The organism is Pseudomonas sp. EA_105y_Pfl2_R69 (assembly GCF_963970915.1).
GTDB lineage: Bacteria > Pseudomonadota > Gammaproteobacteria > Pseudomonadales > Pseudomonadaceae > Aquipseudomonas.
Genome location: NZ_CAXAOO010000001.1, coordinates 526,880 through 542,544, shown reverse-complemented (window position 1 = coordinate 542,544; position 15,665 = coordinate 526,880). Strand labels below are relative to the sequence as shown.

The following is a 15,665-nucleotide window of genomic DNA, read 5'->3' as shown; positions in this document are numbered from 1 at the left end:
CCACGAGCAGCAGGCAACTTCGGTGAACGATCGCGCCGCTGTGCCTATACTCGCGCCAAACGCCACTCGACATCGGGAAGTCCGCAGTGCAGCGCCGAACCCTAGCAATCCTCCTGCTGCTGAGCCTGTTTAGCGGCCTGGCCTGCGCCAGCCCGGTGCTGCTGAGCGCACCCAGCAGCGGCAGCGGGCTCAATGGCCAGATCGAACTGCTGGAAGATGTCGGCGGCCAGCTGAGTATTGCCGACATGACCGACCCCGCCGTGCAAAGCCGCTTTCAACCGGCCGCCGGGCGGACCAGTGTCGGCCAGAGCAGCAACCCCTGGTGGATCAGGCTCAGCCTGCAACGCGCCAGCGACGCGCCCGCGCAGTGGTGGCTGGAAGTCGGCTCGGTCACCCTGCTCGACCTGCAACTGTTTCTGCCCGACAACCAAGGTCGTTGGCAAACACGCCAGGCCGGCGAGCGCGTCGGCTTTGCCGAAGGCCGCGACCACGATTACCGCCGCGCGGTGTTCCGCCTGCCGCCGCTGAGCGAGCAACCACAAACCATTTACCTGCGCACCTATGACCCGGCCGGCAACTCCTTCCCGCTGCGGATCTGGCAGCTGCACGACCTCGAACAACTGGCCAAGCGCGAACATCTGGTGCTCGGCCTGATCTACGGGGTGATCCTCGCCCTGCTGCTGTACAACCTGTTTATCCTGCTGGCCCTGCGCGACCGTGCCTACCTCTGGTACGTGCTGACCATGGCGGCCTCGCTGGTGTTTATCGCCAGCATGAGCGGCCATGGCTTCCAGTACCTGTGGCCCGACGGGCCGGTACCGGTCTGGCTGGATCGCATCACCCTGCCCATCCTGGTCAGCCTCGGCATCCTGCGTTTTGCCCAGGAACTGCTCTCCACCCGCACCACACTGCGCATCGCCCATCACCTCCTCAATGGCTGCATCGCGCTCTACCTGCTGGCCCTGGCCGTCAACCTGGCCGGCTATCGCAGTGAAACGGGGATGCTGATCGGCCTGATTCCGATCATTACCGTGCCCACCCTGCTGCTCAGCGCCGCCATCCGCTGGAAACAGGGCTTTACCCCGGCGCTGTTCTACCTGCTGGGTTATGGCAGCGTGCTGCTGAGCTTCGTGATTCTGGTGCTGCGCGCCGCCGGCGTGGTGCAGCCGGGCGAGTCCACCGCCTACCTGTTCCCACTTGCCGTGGCGGCCGAAGCGATCCTGTTCTCCTTCGCCCTGGCCTACCGCATCCAGATGCTCAAACAGGAGAAGGCCGAGGCCATCCTCCAGGCCGACCGCGAGAAAACCGCACGCCTGGCCCTGGCCCAGGCCAGTGCCGCCGACCTGCAGCGCTCGGTTGAGCTGCGCACCGCCGAGCTGGCCGCCACCAACGAACGCCTGCGTCAGCGTGAACACGAACTGCAGCATGCCGCCTTCCACGACCCGCTGACCGAGCTGCCCAACCGCCGCTACCTGGTCGAGCGCTGCGAAGCCGCCCTGGCCAACGCCAAGCGCCATAACCAGACGGTCGCCCTGCTGCTGATCGACCTCGACCACTTCAAGCCGATCAACGACAGGTATGGCCACGACGCCGGCGACCAGATGCTCCGGGCCATTGCCCAGCGCCTGCGCGACCATGTGCGCGCAGGCGACGCCGTGGCACGCCTGGGCGGCGACGAATTCGCCGTGCTGATCTGCGGCGCGGATGCCGAGGAACATGCCCGCGATATCGCCCGCCGGCTGCTCGCCGAGCTGGCGCAGCCGGTCAGCTACGGGGCCGAACGCCTGACCGTGACCATCAGCATCGGTGTGGCGCTCTACCCGCAGCATGCCCACACCTTCACCAGCCTGTACAAGGCCGCCGACGAGATGCTCTACAAGGTCAAGGGCCGCGGCCGCTCAGGCTCGGCGGTGTGCGGTGAAGACGGCGAGCTGAGCAGCAGCGCACGCCTGCACCTGGATGTGCTGAATGTCCCCAGCGGACTGAGCTAACCGGCCACGAGGCCGCTCAGTTGCGATAACGCCGGCGCACCCGGGAGGTCACCTTGCTCAGCAGCTCGTAACCGATGGTACCCGCGGCCTGCGCCACCTCATCCACCGGTAGCTGTGCGCCCCACAGCTCGACCGCATCGCCCACAGCGGCATCGGGCAAATCCGTCAGATCGACCGTCAGCATATCCATCGAGACCCGCCCGACCAGTGGCACGCGCCGCCCGCCGACCAGCACCGGCGTGCCGCTCGGCGCATGGCGCGGGTAGCCATCGGCATAACCACAGCTGACCGTGCCGATCCGCGAGGCGCGCTCGGCGCGCCAGGTGCCGCCATAGCCAACCGCCTCACCCGCGGGCACATCGCGACAGGCGAGCAGCTGCGCCGTCAGGCTCATGGCCGGCTGCAGGCCCAGTTCGGCCGAGCCCAGATCGACACAGGGCGTCGCGCCGTAGAGCATGATGCCCGGGCGCAGCCAATCCATATGAGCAGCGGGAATGGTCAGGATCGCCGCCGAGTTGGCCAGGGAACGCTGGGCGAAATCCAGGTCCAGCAGATCGAGAAACTGCTCGAGCTGCAGCTCGGTCGTTTCGCTGCCGCGCTCGTCGGCACAGGCGAAGTGACTGAGCAGATTGAGCTCGGCCACCTGCGCCATGCCCTGCAAACGCCCGTGCCACTCACGCACCGCCGCGGCGCTGAAACCCAGGCGGTGCATGCCGCTGTCCAGCTTCAGCCACAGATTCAGCGGCCGCGTCAGGCTGGCGGCGAGCAGCTGCTGCGCCTGCTGCTCGCTGTGCAGCAGCACATCCAGGCCCAGTTGCGCGGCGAACTGGTACTCGTCCGCCTCGAAGCAGCCCTCGAGCAACAGAATCCGCGCCTCACCGTGCAGCGCGCGCACCTCCGCAGCTTCCTCCAGGCTGGCCACGGCAAAGCCGTCGGCGACATCGTGCAGGGCCGTCACCACCTCGCGCACGCCGTGCCCATAGGCATTCGCCTTGACCACCGCGAATGCCTGCCGCCCCGGCGCACAGCGCTTGGCCACCGCATAATTATGGACGATGGCTGACAGGTCGATAGTGGCAACAAGAGGACGCATGACAGGGCTCCACGGCAGGCTAAAGCCGAGCATCTTAACCCTCAGCTCTTGGGCTGCAAGCGCCAGGTCGCTCAGCACATGCCACATACCTGCGGCACCGCGGTTAGCGACTGACATTTAATTGCACCGAAGCAAAGGCTACTGACAATAAGCTGTCAGTAGCACTCCTCTAGAGTGGGCTCCACAGGCTAGAACGCGCCGTCAGATACTGCCGCTGCCTGTCGCCCACAATCATCAAGGATGAGAGAACATGAATGCGATCAACTGGTTCGAACTATTTGTCAGCAACTTCGAGCGTGCCCGCGGCTTCTATGAGCGCGCCCTGGCAACGCCGCTGGAGGTAATGGAAGGCATGGGCGGACGCATGGCCCTGTTCCCCCATGCCCAGGAAAGTGGTGTCGGTGGCTGCCTGAGCGAGTCGGCCGAGCAACAGAGTGGCATTGGCGGTACCCGCATCTACCTGAACGTCGAGGGCCAATTGGACGCCGTGGTCAACCGGGTACCCTCTGCCGGCGGCGTCATCATCCAGAGCAAGATGTCCATCGCACCGCATGGCTTTATCGCTGTGATAAAAGACAGCGAAGGTAATGAAGTGGGCCTGCACAGCATGTCCTGAACCCAGCATTCCGGGCGTGCGTCAGCGCGCCCGGTAATCCCGAGCAAGAGCACCGAGGCAACATGAGGCGCGCCGACCGTCTGTTTCAAATCGTGCAGTTTCTGCGCAGCCGTCGCCTGACCACCGCCCAGTGGCTGGCCGAGCGCCTGCAGGTATCGGTGCGCACTATTTATCGCGATATCCAGGACCTCTCCCTGTCCGGAGTCCCCCTGGAAGGTGAAGCCGGCGTCGGTTACGTGCTGCGCCAACCGATGGATTTGCCGCCCCTGATGTTCGAGCGCGAGGAGATAGAGGCCTTGCTGGTGGGCGCGCGCATGGTCAAGGCCTGGGCCGACCCACAACTACAGCGGGCCGCCGAATCGGCACTGGCGAAGATCCACGGCGTGTTGCCCAACGAGCTGCGCGACGAGCTCAATCGCAACCAGCTGTTTGCTCCCGAAACCAATCCGTATCCCGTGCACTGGCTCGGCCAGCTGCGCCAGGCCATACGCCAGCGCCACAAACTGCGAATCAGCTACCGCGATGAACGCGGCGAAACCAGCCAGCGCTGCGTCTGGCCGCTGGGGCTGTTTTTCTGGGGGCAAACCTGGACGCTGTGCAGCTGGTGCGAGCTGCGCAACGACTTTCGCAACTTCCGCATCGACCGCGTCGAGCAACTGCAGGACCGCGCGGAGACCTTTGAAGCGGTGGTGGGCCAGCGCCTGGAGGATTACCTCAAACCCTATCTAGGCGAGCACGCCATCGCACCGCTGTACAAGAGCTAAACGCCTGAAGGGCATGATCTAGAGCAGGATCGATCACTCATCGTCGAACTGGTAACTACCCGGTGCCAGGTTCTCGAAGCGCGAGAACTTGCCGAGAAACGCCAGCCGCGCGGTACCCAGCGGGCCGTTACGCTGCTTACCGATGATGATTTCGGCCACGCCCTTGTACTCGGTCTCGGGGTGATACACCTCGTCACGGTAGACGAACATGATGATGTCGGCGTCCTGCTCGATCGCACCGGATTCACGCAAGTCGGAGTTGATCGGGCGCTTGTTCGGCCGCTGTTCCAGGCCGCGATTGAGCTGCGACAGGGCGATCACCGGGCAGTTGAATTCCTTGGCCAGGGCCTTGAGCGAGCGGGAGATTTCGGAAATCTCGTTGACTCGGCTGTCGCCGCTGGAGCCGGGAATCTGCATCAGCTGCAGGTAGTCGACCATGATCAGGCCGATCTCGCCGTGTTCGCGGGCCAGGCGGCGAGTCCGTGCGCGCATCTCCGAGGGCGAGATACCGGCGGTATCGTCGATAAACAGCTTGCGGTCGTTGAGCAGGTTGACCGCGCTGGTCAGGCGCGGCCAATCGTCGTCGTCCAGGCGACCGGCGCGCACCTTGGTCTGGTCGATACGCCCGAGCGAGGCCAGCATACGCATGACGATGGAATCCGACGGCATCTCCAGGGAGTACACCATCACCACCTTGTCGCTGCGCATCAGGGCGTTTTCCACCAGGTTCATGGCGAAGGTGGTCTTACCCATGGACGGTCGGCCGGCGACGATGATCAGATCCGCTGGCTGCAGACCGCTGGTCAATCCGTCCAGATCGGTAAAGCCGGTGGACAGACCGGTGATCGCATCACCGGCATTGAACAGGGTGTCGATGCGGTCAATGGCCTTGACCAGAATATCGTTGATCCCCACCGGGCCGCCGGTCTTCGGCCGCGCCTCGGCGATCTGGAAGATCAGCCGCTCGGCCTCGTCGAGAATCTCGGCTCCGGTTCGGCCTTGCGGCATATAGGCGCTGTCGGCGATCTCGCCGCTGATGCCGATCAACTGGCGCAACGTGGCGCGCTCGCGAATGATCTGCGCATAGGCCTTGATGTTGGCCACCGAGGGAATGTTCTTCGCCAGCTCGCCGAGGTAGGCCAGGCCGCCGACCTGCGACAGCTGCCCTTCCTGATCCAGCTGCTCGGACACGGTGACCACGTCGAAGGGGTGGTTACGCTCGGCCAGCTTGAAGATCGCGCGGAAGATCAGGCGGTGGTCATGCCGATAGAAGTCGCCATCGGACACCGCATCGAGCACCCGCTCCCAGGCATTGTTGTCGAGCATCAAACCGCCCAGTACGGCTTGCTCGGCCTCGATCGAGTGCGGCGGCACCTTCAGGGCGGAGGTTTGCAGGTCGTACTGTTCGGGCAGGCTGATGTCGTTCATAAGGCTCTGGGCAGAATTCTGTGTTCATAAAACAAAAGGCACGACATCGCTTGCGCAATGTCGTGCCTGATTGTTAGCGGGCTTGCACCTAAGTGCAAGCCCGCTTGGCAGACTGAGTGACATCTGCTGCGCTCGGTTATACCGCGTTGAAATCAGGCTCAAAATGCTCATTTACAACACGTAAACTGCGCTTTTTCGCCCGATTTCGCCTTGTCTAACCTTCGCTCGCTACGTTGTCACCCAGCCTGCCGGCTGGCCGATTAGGCTGCTACTACGACAACCCGTACGGTTGCTTCAACGTCGCTGTGCAGGTGCACGGCCACGTCGTATTCGCCGATTTGACGAATGGTGCCGTTCGGCAGACGCACTTCAGCCTTGGCCACTTCAACGCCGGAGGCGGTCAGGGCTTCAGCGATGTCGTGAGTACCGATAGAACCGAACAGTTTGCCCTCATCGCCCGCGGTAGCGGTGATGGTGACTTCCAGTTCAGCCAGCTGGGCAGCGCGGGATTCGGCGTAAGCCTTCTTCTCGGCAGCCAGCTTCTCCAGCTCGGCGCGGCGGGCTTCGAAAGCCGCAACGTTGGCCGGGGTAGCGGCAGTGGCTTTGCCTTGCGGCAGCAGGAAGTTACGGCCGTAACCGGCCTTAACGTTCACTTTATCGCCCAGGTTGCCCAGGTTGGCGATTTTTTCCAGCAGGATCAGTTCCATTTGGTAATAACCTCTTAACTTTTAACCTTCACCGTCCGTGGGGCCCGAGCCTTGCTTGCGCTCGAAGCGACCACGAAAATCAAACAGACTGTCGACAATGGCCAAAACCACCAGTAACGGATAAGTCAGCTGCATAAACAGCAGCAGCGTGATGTACAACCCGACCAGCCAGAACTTGCCTAGCCGACCTTGCGCCACCAGCCCATGCAACAGGGCGATGCCGGCGAACACCAGCGGCACGCTGCTCAGCGGGGTCAGCATGGCCATCTGCGGCCCCAGATTGGGCCCCAACAGCATGCACCCCAGCAGCAACATCGCCAGCGGTATCGGCAGTCGCAACGCGCGAAACTCGCGCCCGAAACCACCCGGGTTATACAACTGCGCCTGCCAGAAACGCCCAAGCATCAGGCTCAGCAGGCTGACTATCTGCAACAACGCCGCTATCAAACCGGTCAGCACCGGTGCAATCAGGCTATCCAGGCGCGCTCGCTCGTCCACCGACATCTGCTGGTGAACCCCATCGAGCATTTGCGGCATCAGCTTCTGCAGCTCAAGCGCCATTGCCTCGATGGGTTCGCGGAACACCGCACCCAAGACCAACCCGTACACCAGGCCCAATGCCACACTGCATAGCAGTACGCGATTCCAGGACGGGTTGGCGCGCAACACCAACGCCAACCCCAGCGCACCGAGCAACACCAACAGGGTGCGCGGCTCACCAAAGTACCACCAGCCTATGGCCGGCAGCAGGGCCCAGACGAGGATGCCCAGGGCATCACTCAAACCGCGCCGCAGGAGCACCAGGCATCCGGCGGCAGCACTTAACCAGAACAACAGCGGCAATGCCGCAGAAACGACCACCACCAGGGTGGCCTGCATACGGCCGCGCATAATGAATTCAGCCAAGGCGCGCATGCGATCTATCCCTTACTTCTTGTCGAACATCTGGTCTCAGCGGCCGTGGCTGTCGGTGTAAGGCAGCAGGGCCAGGAAGCGGGCGCGCTTGATAGCGGTAGCCAGCTGACGCTGATAACGAGCCTTGGTACCGGTAATACGGCTAGGAACGATTTTGCCGGTTTCCGAGATGTAGGCCTTCAGCGTGTTGAGATCCTTGAAATCGATCTCTTTCACTTCTTCTGCGGTGAAACGGCAGAATTTACGACGACGGAAGAAACGTGCCATGAGATTGGCTCCTCAATAGATCCGTGGATTACTCGTCAGCGTTATCGCTGTCGCTGTTGTCGCTGTCATCGCCATCGGCGGAGTCGGCGCTTTCAGGACGATCACGACGCTCGCGGCGCTCGCTACGATTTTCCTCAGCCTTAAGCATCTCGGACTGATCGGTAACGGCTTCGTCGCGACGGATGACCAGGTTACGGATCACGGCATCGTTGTAACGGAAGTTGTCTTCCAGCTCGGCCAGGGCCTTGCCGGTGCACTCAACGTTCAGCATCACGTAGTGAGCCTTGTGAACATTGTTGATTGCATAGGCCAGCTGACGACGGCCCCAGTCTTCCAGGCGGTGAATCTTGCCGCCGTCTTCTTCGATCAGCTTGGTGTAACGCTCAACCATGCCGCCGACTTGCTCGCTCTGGTCCGGGTGAACCAGAAAGATGATTTCGTAATGACGCATAAATGCTCCTTACGGGTTGTAGCCTGCCGCCAAATGCGGTCAGGCAAGGAGTGAATGACACTGTTTGTCTTGCTCGATCAGAAGGGCGCAAAAGCGCCTGCCGGAGCGGCAAGGGGCGACATTCTAGTGAAGCCCCCAGGCACAAGCAAGACGAACTGGTGATTATTTGAGCAATCCGCAGCAAAGGCCCGGAAAGGAAAGACGCTACTCAGGGAACAACAGCGGCGGGCACCCTTGGGCACCCGCCACACAGCTACTTCTTGCCGCCAGCCTTGCGCTGACGCAATGCCTCGAACAGACAGACCCCAGTGGCCACCGAGACGTTGAGGCTGCTGACGCTGCCGGCCATCGGCAGCTTGACCAGATAATCGCAGTGCTCGCGGGTCAACCGGCGCATGCCCTTGCCTTCGGCACCCATGATCAGCACGGTCGGCCCGGTCAGGTCGTGATCGTACAGCTCCATTTCCGCCTCGCCGGCGGTACCGACCACCCACAGGCCGCGCTGCTGGAGCTTCTCCAGGCTGCGCGCCAGGTTGGTCACGGCCACCAGCGGGATCACTTCGGCGGCACCGCAGGCCACCTTGCGCACCGTGGCGTTAAGGGTGGCCGACTTGTCCTTCGGCACGATCACCGCCAGGGCACCGGCGGCATCGGCGGTGCGCAGACAGGCACCGAGGTTGTGCGGATCGGTGACGCCATCGAGCACCAGCAACAGCGGCGGGCCTTCGGCGCGATCGAGTAACTCCTCGAGCATGGCCTCGCCCCACACCTGACTGGGACTGACATCCGCCACCACACCCTGGTGTACACCCTCGACCCAGGCGTCCATCTCGCGCCGCTCGCACTGGCCGACGCTTACCCGGGCCTCTGCCGCCAGACCCAGCAGAACCTGTACCCGCGGATCGTTACGCCCCTCGGCCAGCCAGACCTGCTTGACCCGCTTCGGGTGGTGACGCAACAGGGCTTCCACAGCATGCACGCCGTAGATCTTCTCCAGCTGACTCATGATTTCGCCTTAGGCTTGCGCGCGGCACCCGCGCCACCCTTGCGATGACTGCCGGCCTTGGCAGCGGGCTTGGCCGCATCGGCCTTACCGGTGCGTGCCTTGCTGCCCTTGCCCTTGGATTCGGACAGCAGAGCCTTTTTCACTTCACGACTCTTGGCCACATCGGTATTACCGGCTGCACGCTCACTGCGTCGCCCCGTCTTGCCCGCCGACTCGAAGCCGCCACGCCGCGGGCCTGCCGGCGCGAGCGCCTTGCCTTCGGCCAGCTCGAAGTCGATCTTGCGCTCGTCCAGATCGACGCGCATGACCTTGACCTCGACACTGTCGCCCAGACGGAAGCTGCGCCCGCTGCGCTCACCGGCCAGGCGATGGTGCACCGGGTCGAAGTGGTAGTAGTCGCCCGGCAGCGCGGTGACATGCACCAGGCCTTCGACGTAGATGTCCTTCAACTCGACGAACAGACCAAAACCGGTCACCGCGGTAATCACCCCAGGGAAGGTTTCGCCGACGCGGTCCTTCATAAACTCGCACTTGAGCCAGTTCACCACATCGCGGGTGGCCTCATCGGCGCGCCGCTCGGACATCGAGCACTGCTCGCCGAGCTGCTCGAGGGCCGGCTCGTCGTAGGGGTAGATGCGTGCCTTGGGCATGCTCTGCGCACCGGCGCGCTTGACGTGCGGGGTGTCCTGCTTGGAGCGGATCACGCTGCGAATCGCCCTGTGGATCAACAGATCCGGGTAGCGACGAATCGGCGAGGTGAAGTGGGCGTACGCTTCGTAATTCAGGCCGAAGTGGCCCTGATTGTCGGCGCTGTACACCGCCTGGCTCAACGAGCGCAGCATCACGGTCTGGATCAGATGATAGTCCGGACGTTCGCGGATGCTTTCCAGCAGCAGCTGATAATCCTTAGGGCTAGGGCCGTCCTTGGACTTGCCGCGATGCAGGGACAGGCCCAGCTCGGTGAGGAAGGCCTTGAGCTTCTCCACCCGCTCGGGCGGCGGACCGTCATGCACGCGGTACAGCGCCGGGATCTCATGCTTCTGCATAAAGGCCGCGGTGGCCACGTTGGCGGCCAGCATGCACTCCTCGATCAGCTTGTGCGCATCGTTGCGCTGGGTCGGACGGATCTCCGCGATCTTGCGCCCGGTGCCGAAGATGATGCGGGTTTCCTGAGTCTCGAAGTCGATGGCACCGCGTTCGTGACGCGCCGCCAGCAGCACCTGATACAGCGAGTAGAGCTGCTTGAGGTGCGGCAGCACCTGCTTGTACTCACTGCGCAGGGCCTTGCCCTCGCCGCCCTTGGGATCTTCGAGCATGGCACTGACCTTGTTGTAGGTCAGGCGCGCATGGGAGTGAATCACCGCTTCATAGAACTGGTAGTCGGTCATCTTGCCGGTCTTGGAGATGCTGATCTCGCAGACCATGGCCAGACGATCGACCTGGGGATTGAGCGAACACAGGCCGTTGGACAACTCCTCCGGCAGCATCGGGATCACCCGCTCGGGGAAATACACCGAGTTGCCGCGCACCTGGGCCTCGGCATCCAGCGCCGAGTCGACCTTGACGTAGTGGGAGACGTCGGCGATGGCCACATAGAGTTTCCAGCCGCCGGAGAACAGCCGCCAGTTGCTGCCGTTCTTCTCGCAGTACACCGCATCGTCGAAGTCGCGGGCGTCTTCGCCATCGATGGTGACGAACGGCAGGTGGCGCAGATCGACGCGTTTCTCCTTGTCCTTCTCTTCGACTTCCGGCTTGAGCTTGCGCGCCTCCTTGATCACCGCCTCGGGCCAGACATGGGGAATGTCGTAGCTGCGCAGGGCAACATCGATTTCCATGCCGGGGGCCATGTAGTTGCCGACCACCTCGACCACATCGCCCTGGGGCTGGAAACGCGGCGTCGGCCAATGGGTGATTTTCACCTCGACGAACTGACCCTGCTTGGCCCCGGCATTACGCCCGGGCGTGACCAGCACCTCCTGCTGGATCTTCGGGTTGTCGGCGACCACGAAGCCGATGCCGCTTTCTTCGTAGTAGCGGCCGACGATGGATTCATGGGCGCGGGAAATCACCTCGACCACACCACCCTCGCGCCGACCGCGACGGTCGAGCCCGGTGACACGGGCCAGGGCGCGGTCGCCATCGAACACCAGGCGCATCTGTGCCGGGCTGAGGAACAGGTCGTCAGTGCCGTCATCGGGAATCAGGAAGCCGAAGCCATCGCGATGGCCGCTGACCCGCCCGAGGATCAGATCGAGCTTGTCCACCGGGGCATAGGTGCCGCGCCGGGTATAGATCAGCTGACCGTCACGCTCCATGGCCCGCAGGCGGCGGCGCAAAGCCTCCAGCTGCTCATCCGTGCTGAGACCGAACTCCTGAGCCAGTTCTTCGCGGGCGGCAGGGGAGCCACGTTCGTCCAGGTGCTGCAGGATCAGCTCACGACTTGGAATAGGGTTTTCGTATTTTTCCGCTTCACGTGCGGCCTCGGGATCGAGGGATTGCCAATCGGCCATTGAGTAGGGGCTACCTTTGCTTATGTATATATAGGTGAGTCATATGCCTATTGAAGCGCGAAAAAGGCTTCTCGGTCAGCTTTTCCAGCGACAATATTTTTTTCGACCGCAGGGCTTTACAAGGTAAAAGGTCGCCCGTATAGTTCGCGCCCACAGCGTCGAACAGACGTTGTAACACGGAACTGATGAGTAATCATCGTTTCAGTGCCCAGGTGGCGGAATTGGTAGACGCGCTGGTTTCAGGTATCAGTGATCGCAAGATCGTGGAAGTTCGAGTCTTCTCCTGGGCACCAAATTCAAGAATCGAGTCAATGACTGGGTTCCTGCAATAAACGGACGCAACGCTCCGTGTCGGCAACGACGAAGCTTGCTGCAATGCCCAGGTGGTGAAATTGGTAGACACGCCAGCTTCAGGTGCTGGTGACCTTACGGTCGTGGAAGTTCGAGTCTTCTCCTGGGCACCAATTCAAAAAACCGAGCCAAGCGCTCGGTTTTTTATTGCCCTGGATTTACCCCGGCAACCCGCCGGACCCAGCCCGGCTGCCGCCGACCCCACGGGCTAAACGCGGAACTGCCCCAGACTGGCCTTCAACTGCCGGGCCAGGCCATCCAGCACCCGCCCACTGTCAGCCGTGGCCGCCACCGCCTCGGCTGCACGCTGGGCTTCGGCATGAATCACCTCGACCCGCCCGCGCACCGCATCGGCCCCCTCGGCCTGATGGGCCGCCGCCGCGGTCGCCGCATTGATTGCCCCATGCACCTCTTCCACCGCCGCCTGCACGGACTGCTGCACCTTGGCACTCTCGCGCAATGCCGCCAAGCCCAGGTCCGCCTGCTGACCCGCCTGGGCAATGGCCCCGACTGCCTCACGCGCCCCCTTCTGCAGGGCCCCAATATGCGCCTGAATATCGCCGGTGGACTGCTGGGTCTTGCTCGCCAGGGCCCGTACTTCATCGGCCACCACGGCAAAGCCGCGACCGCTCTCGCCTGCACGCGCCGCCTCGATGGCCGCATTCAAGGCCAGCAGATTGGTCTGCTCGGCGATGCCATGGATGACCGTCAGCACCACCTCGATCTGCTCGCTCTGCTTGGCCAGCCGCTCGATCACCGCCGCACCGGTGCCAACCCTAAGCACCAACTCCTCGATCGCCCCGCCGACTCGCGTCGCGATGGCCGCATTGTCCTGGGTCGCCTGACGAATCGCCGCAACCCGACGCAAGGCCTCCTGCATCGCCTGGCTTTCCGCCTGCGCCTCGCCCGCCATCTGCGCCAGAGCCTGCAAGCTGCCCGCCACCTCGTCGCGCTGCCGCCCGGCGGCCGCCTCGGCCGCCGCACTGCGCGAGGCCAGGCTGGCGATTTCCTGCCCGGTGCGCACCGCCACCTCGCCCGCCTCGCGCACGATGGGCTGCAACTTGGCCAGGAACCGATTGACCGCCGCCGCCATGTCGCCGACTTCATCGCCGCTCACCAGCTCGACCCGCCGGGTCAGGTCGCCCTCGCCCGCCGCCAGGTCATGCAGCGCCGCCACCAGCAACTGCAAACGACTGAGCACCCGCCAGCCGAGTACCAGCGCCACCGCCAGCAAGGTCAGCACGCCCACCACCAGCAGGCCCAGAGCGATTCGCCAGCGCAGGTTGTCCGCCGCCACCTGCACCGAACCCAGACTACTCTGCGCCATGCCCTCGGCGGCCTGCTGCGCCTCGAGCAGCCGCCGCTGCAGTGCCTGAGCACTGTCGCGCGAGGCCCCGGCCAGGCTGCTGTCGACCAACTCGCCGGCATCGCCGACCAGGCCGGCAAAACGCTGATCCAGCGCCTGCAGCTCCTGCTCGATCGCCGCCCGGGACAAACCCAGCTGGACCTTGCCGATCTGCGCCCCCATGGGATTGATGTCCATCTCTAGCATATGCACCTGCGGATCGCGCGACGCCGCATCGACCAGCCTGTCCAATGGCGTATCACCCTGACCCGCCGCAACCAGCGCCCTGATCCGCGCGTCGCTGCGATTGAAATTCCGGGTCAGGCGCTGCCCCGCCGCGTCGTAGTAAATCGCAAAGAGCACCGCCGGATCGCGCTGGGCAATCCGCGCAAAGGCGGTCAGGGCCGGCACATCGTCATCCCAGATGGCCTTGGGCGCGACACCGGCCAGTAGCTGCGCCATGGCGGTGCCGGACTGTTTGAGATTGTTCTCCAGCACGCCACGCAACTGCTCGCGCTCGGCCTGCAAACGCTCGGACAAGGCCGCCCCGAGACTCTCGCGGGTATTCGTCGAGAGCGCCCCCAGGCCCTGCACCACCTCGCGCTCGGCCGCGGCCAGTTCAGCGCCCAGACGCTGGCTGTCGTCCTGCATCCGCGCCGCCAAATCACTCACCAGGTCGTCCACCGTCGTACGGGTCAGCCAGACCGCCAGCAGCACCTGCAACAACATGGCGACGCCCAGGGCGATAAACACCGGACGCAACAAGCGACTATGCAGTAGAGAGAACAAGGCACCACCCCTTCAGAATCAGAACGACCGATACCCCATGGATCGACCGCAACCGGCGAAACTGTAATAGCCAGAACGACAAAGGGCCGCCCATGGCGACCCTTTGTTGCACAACCTGCGGCGATCAGGCAAACGGATGACGCAGCACGATGGTCTCGTTACGGTCAGGACCGGTGGAAATGATGTCGACTGGCGCACCGACCAGCTCCTGCACCCGCAGGATATAGGCACGGGCATTGGCCGGCAGCTCTTCCAGGGTCTTGGCCCCCAGGGTCGACTCGCTCCAGCCCGGCAGCTCCTCGTAGACCGGCTGCAGGCCCAGGTAGCTGTCGGCATCGGTCGGCGCGTCGACCAGCACCTCGCCATTCTGATCCTTGTAGCCGACGCAGATGCGGATGGTTTCCAGGCCGTCGAGCACGTCGAGCTTGGTCAGGCACAGACCGGAGATGCTGTTGATCTCGATGGCGCGACGCAGGATCACCGCATCGAACCAGCCGCAGCGACGCGCACGACCCGTGGTGGAGCCGAACTCATGGCCACGCTTGGCGAGGAAGGCACCGGTTTCATCGAACAGCTCGGTAGGGAACGGCCCGGAGCCGACGCGGGTGGTGTAGGCCTTGGTGATACCGAGGATGTAATCCAGGTACATCGGGCCGAAACCGGAACCGGTGGCGATACCGCCCGCCGTGGTGTTGGAACTGGTGACGTAGGGGTAGGTGCCATGGTCGATATCCAGCAACGAACCTTGGGCACCTTCAAACATGATGTCCTTGGACTCGCGGCGCATCTCGTGCAGTACCGCGGTGACGTCGGCCATCATCGGCTTGAGCAGCTCGGCGTATTCCATGCACTCATCCAGAGTCTTCTGGAAGTCGATGGCCGGCTCCTTGTAGTAATTGACCAGCACGAAGTTGTGGTAGTCGAGCAGCTCGCCGAGCTTGGCGGCAAAACGCTCGCGGTGGAACAGATCGCCAATGCGCAGACCACGGCGAGCTACCTTGTCTTCGTAGGCCGGGCCGATGCCGCGGCCGGTGGTGCCGATCTTGGCATCACCACGGGCCTTCTCACGGGCCTGATCCAGGGCCACGTGATAGGTCAGGATCAGCGGGCAGGACGGGCTGATACGCAGGCGCTCGCGCACCGGCACACCCTTTTCTTCCAGCTTGATGATTTCACGCATCAGGGCGTCGGGGGCGACCACAACGCCGTTGCCGATCAGGCACTGCACGTTCTCGCGCAGGATGCCCGAGGGGATCAGGTGCAGAACGGTTTTTTCGCCGTCGATCACCAGGGTATGGCCGGCGTTATGGCCGCCCTGGTAACGCACTACGGCTGCAGCCTGTTCGGTCAGCAGGTCGACGATCTTGCCCTTGCCCTCATCGCCCCACTGGGTGCCCAGAACTACGACATTCTTACCCATAACACTAACCCT

Annotated in this window: 13 protein-coding genes, 2 tRNA genes and 1 pseudogene; 5 read left to right on the top strand and 11 right to left on the bottom strand. The window is 63.4% G+C overall.

The window, feature by feature from the left end:
* The first annotated feature begins 86 nt into the window (after nucleotides 1-86).
* The gene (locus AACY13_RS02360; RefSeq protein ID WP_339459021.1) at nucleotides 87-1,991 is read left to right on the top strand and encodes a diguanylate cyclase; all 1,905 of its coding nucleotides are present in this window, start codon (nucleotides 87-89) and stop codon (nucleotides 1,989-1,991) included.
* 16 nt (nucleotides 1,992-2,007) lie between these two features.
* Here the strand turns inward: AACY13_RS02360 and alr are convergent, their stop codons facing one another.
* Nucleotides 2,008-3,084 (bottom strand): alanine racemase, encoded by a 1,077-nt coding sequence (gene alr / locus AACY13_RS02355; protein ID WP_339459019.1) that lies wholly within the window; start codon nucleotides 3,082-3,084, stop codon nucleotides 2,008-2,010.
* A gap of 250 nt (nucleotides 3,085-3,334) precedes the next feature.
* Between alr and AACY13_RS02350 the strand changes: the two genes are divergently transcribed.
* On the top strand, nucleotides 3,335-3,700 hold the full coding sequence (locus AACY13_RS02350) for a VOC family protein (protein ID WP_311089423.1): 366 nt from the start codon (nucleotides 3,335-3,337) through the stop codon (nucleotides 3,698-3,700).
* 62 nt (nucleotides 3,701-3,762) lie between these two features.
* On the top strand, nucleotides 3,763-4,464 hold the full coding sequence (locus AACY13_RS02345) for a helix-turn-helix transcriptional regulator (RefSeq protein ID WP_339459018.1): 702 nt from the start codon (nucleotides 3,763-3,765) through the stop codon (nucleotides 4,462-4,464).
* Nucleotides 4,465-4,497: 33 nt separating this feature from the next.
* Here the strand turns inward: AACY13_RS02345 and dnaB are convergent, their stop codons facing one another.
* The 7 genes from dnaB to rnr form a co-directional block, all read right to left on the bottom strand.
* Nucleotides 4,498-5,892: a replicative DNA helicase gene (gene dnaB, locus AACY13_RS02340; protein WP_339459017.1), complete on the bottom strand. Its 1,395-nt coding sequence runs from the start codon at nucleotides 5,890-5,892 to the stop codon at nucleotides 4,498-4,500.
* 260 nt (nucleotides 5,893-6,152) lie between these two features.
* Entirely contained in the window at nucleotides 6,153-6,599 is a 447-nt protein-coding gene (gene rplI, locus AACY13_RS02335; RefSeq protein ID WP_339459015.1) for a 50S ribosomal protein L9, read from the bottom strand.
* Between the two features lie 21 nt (nucleotides 6,600-6,620).
* The gene (locus AACY13_RS02330; protein WP_339459013.1) at nucleotides 6,621-7,514 is read right to left on the bottom strand and encodes a hypothetical protein; all 894 of its coding nucleotides are present in this window, start codon (nucleotides 7,512-7,514) and stop codon (nucleotides 6,621-6,623) included.
* Nucleotides 7,515-7,550: 36 nt separating this feature from the next.
* The gene (rpsR, locus tag AACY13_RS02325; protein ID WP_069519637.1) at nucleotides 7,551-7,781 is read right to left on the bottom strand and encodes a 30S ribosomal protein S18; all 231 of its coding nucleotides are present in this window, start codon (nucleotides 7,779-7,781) and stop codon (nucleotides 7,551-7,553) included.
* 28 nt (nucleotides 7,782-7,809) lie between these two features.
* Complete coding sequence (gene rpsF, locus AACY13_RS02320; protein WP_069519638.1) at nucleotides 7,810-8,232, bottom strand: 30S ribosomal protein S6; 423 nt, start codon at nucleotides 8,230-8,232, stop codon at nucleotides 7,810-7,812.
* Between the two features lie 253 nt (nucleotides 8,233-8,485).
* Entirely contained in the window at nucleotides 8,486-9,238 is a 753-nt protein-coding gene (gene rlmB / locus AACY13_RS02315) for a 23S rRNA (guanosine(2251)-2'-O)-methyltransferase RlmB (protein WP_339459010.1), read from the bottom strand.
* Complete coding sequence (rnr, locus tag AACY13_RS02310; RefSeq protein ID WP_339459009.1) at nucleotides 9,235-11,748, bottom strand: ribonuclease R; 2,514 nt, start codon at nucleotides 11,746-11,748, stop codon at nucleotides 9,235-9,237. The genes rlmB and rnr overlap by 4 nt, the downstream gene beginning before the upstream one ends.
* Nucleotides 11,749-11,954: 206 nt before the next feature.
* Here rnr and AACY13_RS02305 point away from each other — a divergent pair.
* Both AACY13_RS02305 and AACY13_RS02300 read left to right on the top strand, forming a co-directional pair.
* Nucleotides 11,955-12,041: transfer RNA gene (locus AACY13_RS02305), tRNA-Leu, on the top strand.
* 84 nt (nucleotides 12,042-12,125) lie between these two features.
* Nucleotides 12,126-12,212 (top strand) — tRNA-Leu (locus AACY13_RS02300).
* A gap of 95 nt (nucleotides 12,213-12,307) precedes the next feature.
* Here AACY13_RS02300 and AACY13_RS22585 read toward each other — a convergent pair.
* The 3 genes and pseudogenes from AACY13_RS22585 to AACY13_RS02290 form a co-directional block, all read right to left on the bottom strand.
* Complete coding sequence (locus tag AACY13_RS22585; protein WP_445262530.1) at nucleotides 12,308-13,192, bottom strand: methyl-accepting chemotaxis protein; 885 nt, start codon at nucleotides 13,190-13,192, stop codon at nucleotides 12,308-12,310.
* Nucleotides 13,166-13,426, bottom strand: a pseudogene (locus tag AACY13_RS22580) (HAMP domain-containing protein); the annotation flags it as partial. The pseudogene AACY13_RS22580 and the gene AACY13_RS22585, both read right to left, overlap by 27 nt.
* Nucleotides 13,427-14,357: 931 nt before the next feature.
* A complete protein-coding gene (locus tag AACY13_RS02290) occupies nucleotides 14,358-15,653 on the bottom strand; it encodes an adenylosuccinate synthase (RefSeq protein ID WP_339459005.1) in 1,296 nt (431 codons plus the stop codon).
* Nucleotides 15,654-15,665 lie beyond the last annotated feature (12 nt).

Coding starts and splice junctions, on each gene's coding strand:
- AACY13_RS02330 (WP_339459013.1), bottom strand. CDS start 7,514: ATGCGCGCCTTGGCTGAATTCATTATGCGCGGCCGTATGCAGGCCACC.
- AACY13_RS22585 (WP_445262530.1), bottom strand. CDS start 13,192: ATGGCGGCGGCGGTCAATCGGTTCCTGGCCAAGTTGCAGCCCATCGTG.
- alr (WP_339459019.1), bottom strand. CDS start 3,084: ATGCGTCCTCTTGTTGCCACTATCGACCTGTCAGCCATCGTCCATAAT.
- dnaB (WP_339459017.1), bottom strand. CDS start 5,892: ATGAACGACATCAGCCTGCCCGAACAGTACGACCTGCAAACCTCCGCC.
- AACY13_RS02350 (WP_311089423.1), top strand. CDS start 3,335: ATGAATGCGATCAACTGGTTCGAACTATTTGTCAGCAACTTCGAGCGT.
- AACY13_RS02290 (WP_339459005.1), bottom strand. CDS start 15,653: ATGGGTAAGAATGTCGTAGTTCTGGGCACCCAGTGGGGCGATGAGGGC.
- rlmB (WP_339459010.1), bottom strand. CDS start 9,238: ATGAGTCAGCTGGAGAAGATCTACGGCGTGCATGCTGTGGAAGCCCTG.
- rnr (WP_339459009.1), bottom strand. CDS start 11,748: ATGGCCGATTGGCAATCCCTCGATCCCGAGGCCGCACGTGAAGCGGAA.
- rpsF (WP_069519638.1), bottom strand. CDS start 8,232: ATGCGTCATTACGAAATCATCTTTCTGGTTCACCCGGACCAGAGCGAG.
- rpsR (WP_069519637.1), bottom strand. CDS start 7,781: ATGGCACGTTTCTTCCGTCGTCGTAAATTCTGCCGTTTCACCGCAGAA.
- rplI (WP_339459015.1), bottom strand. CDS start 6,599: ATGGAACTGATCCTGCTGGAAAAAATCGCCAACCTGGGCAACCTGGGC.
- AACY13_RS02345 (WP_339459018.1), top strand. CDS start 3,763: ATGAGGCGCGCCGACCGTCTGTTTCAAATCGTGCAGTTTCTGCGCAGC.